Origin of the sequence: Prosthecobacter sp., assembly GCF_020439865.1 — a bacterium.
Lineage (GTDB): Bacteria > Verrucomicrobiota > Verrucomicrobiia > Verrucomicrobiales > Verrucomicrobiaceae > Prosthecobacter.
In genome coordinates, this window is the sequence record NZ_JAGRPF010000183.1 from 1 (window position 1) to 2050 (window position 2050).

At 61.0% G+C, this 2050-nt stretch carries 2 protein-coding genes and 1 pseudogene; 1 reads left to right on the forward strand and 2 read right to left on the reverse strand.

The window, feature by feature from the left end:
- Both KDL09_RS20695 and KDL09_RS20700 read right to left on the reverse strand, forming a co-directional pair.
- Nucleotides 1-411: pseudogene (locus tag KDL09_RS20695) on the reverse strand (sugar kinase); the annotation flags it as partial.
- A 42-nt stretch (nucleotides 412-453) separates the two neighbouring features.
- A complete protein-coding gene (locus KDL09_RS20700) occupies nucleotides 454-1416 on the reverse strand; it encodes a phosphoglycerate dehydrogenase (RefSeq protein ID WP_294389358.1) in 963 nt (320 codons plus the stop codon).
- 186 nt (nucleotides 1417-1602) lie between these two features.
- Here KDL09_RS20700 and KDL09_RS20705 point away from each other — a divergent pair.
- A partial coding sequence (locus tag KDL09_RS20705) for a hypothetical protein (RefSeq protein ID WP_294389360.1) occupies nucleotides 1603-2050 on the forward strand: 448 nt, incomplete at its 3' end.

The window sequence follows — 2050 nt, forward strand, 5'->3', positions numbered from 1 at the left end:
GATGTCGCCGGGCTTGAGCTGCGAAGCGGCCGTGTTGCCACGGTCAGGATTGCCGACGGCACCGCGGATGCCGAAACCGCGCTCAGTGAAATTCAGGCCGTTGCGCACTGTGCGGCCGATGCCGTCATCCGCGCGCCACTGGATGAAGTCGGTGGCGACACCGCCCTGCATGATGAAGTCCTCAATGAGGTGACCGACTTCGTTGTCCACGAAGGCGGTGACGACGGCGGTCTTGTAGCCGAAGCATTTTCTCAGGCCGCGGGAGGTGTTGTATTCACCGCCGCCTTCCCACGCCTGGAAATGACGCGCGGTGCGGATGCGGCCTTCGCCGGGATCGAGACGGAGCATGACTTCGCCGAGCGAGAGTTGATCGAAGGCGCAGGATTCACGGGGTTTGATGGAGAGACTCATGGTCGTGGGAAGGGATGATGGTTGGGTGAGAGAGGATGTAAATCAGAACGGGTTGGCACGGGCGATGGGCTCCTTGCCCGCAAGGAATCGCGTGAGATTTTCCACGGCGCAACTGGCCTGACGCTGCACACTCTCGTGCGTGCGGGAGCCGATGTGCGGGGTGAGCACCGTGCCGGGGAGACCGAGGAGCGGATGATTGGCGGGCGGCGGCTCCTGGTCGAGCACGTCAGCGCCGTAACGGATCTTGCCGGCCTTGATGGCCTCAACGAGCGGAGCGAGCGAGATGAGTTCGCCACGACCGGTGTTGACGATGACGGCACCGGGTTTGAGAAGACCGATGCGGCGGGCGTCGATCAACCCCTTCGTCTTTTCGGTAAGCTTCGTGTGCAGCGAGATGAAATCGGCCTGCTTGAGTCCCTCGTCGAGATCTTCGACGCGTTCCAGGTCATACCAGCGAGCGAAATCCTCGTCCCAGTAATTGGCGTAAACGAGAACACGCAGGCCGAATGCACGCGCTCGGGTGGCGACTTCCTTCGAAATGCGGCCGAGACCGACGAGCAGCAGCGTTTTGCCGCAAAGTTCGTTGCCGGTGATGCGCGTCCAGCTGCCCGCAGCAACATGATTGGCCTCGACGACGAGGTTGCGGACGACAGCGAGCAGCAACGCGAAGGTGTGCTCGGCAACGGTGGTGTGATTCACTCCGGGCGTGAAGAGAACGGGAACCTTGAGGTCGGTGGCGGCCTTCAAGTCGATCTTGTCGAGGCCGATGCCGTATTTGGAGATGACCTTGAGGCGCGGGAGGGATTTCTGAATGACGGCACGGGTGAAGGCATCGTCACCGCAAAGGAAGGCGTCGAAGTCACCGGCAAGCTCCAGCATGCGGCTCTCTGGGAGCGGTCCGCGTTCGCGGACGATCTCGAATCCGGCCTTTTCCAGCATGTCGTGATGGATGCCGGGAGTGTCCTGGAATGACGTGGTGGTGAGGAGGACGCGGGGGGAACTCATGCGTGATGGAAGGTTGGATTCAGGTTTGGTGGGACCACATCGTGGCGGGGACCAAGCCCGCCGCAAACACGATCCGAAGAAAAATATTCTTCAACCGCTGCGTCCCTTTCCGAAACCTTCGACGCCCATCAAGGCGGCAAACAACTCCTCACTGGAAATCGTAAGGCCCGGAGATAGCATGAATCCATGTCCCGTCTCCTCACCTGCTTCGTCTCTGCCCTGCTGCTGGGCACGACCGCTTTTTCCCAGTCCGTGCCGTCCGAGCTCAAACCATGGACGCAGAACAGCTTCGATTTTGAAACCGGCATGCTGTGGAAGGTGGGTGGTGACACGACATTCAACTACCGCATCGTACCGTTCATCATCTCCTGGCGCACGCCGGAGATGTTTGGGCTGTACTTCAAAAACGGCTCCGCACTCGCCGTGCGCAACAAGTTTTCCGTCATGGCCAATTGGTTCGAGCAAGGCTCCGAGAATCGCTATCTCGGGCTTTCCGCCGCTCCGTCGATCGAATGGTGGGATCCGACCGCGACCTGGAGCATCTTCGGATCCGCCGGTGGCGGCGTCGGCTGGGTCGATTCACAGGGGGTTCCCGGCGGTCAGGGGCAGGACTTCACCCTGAACTGGTTCGGCC

Bases quoted from the DNA above. Each gene is read 5' to 3' on its own strand.
- KDL09_RS20700 (WP_294389358.1), bottom strand. From the start codon at position 1,416: ATGAGTTCCCCCCGCGTCCTCCTCACCACCACGTCATTCCAGGACACT.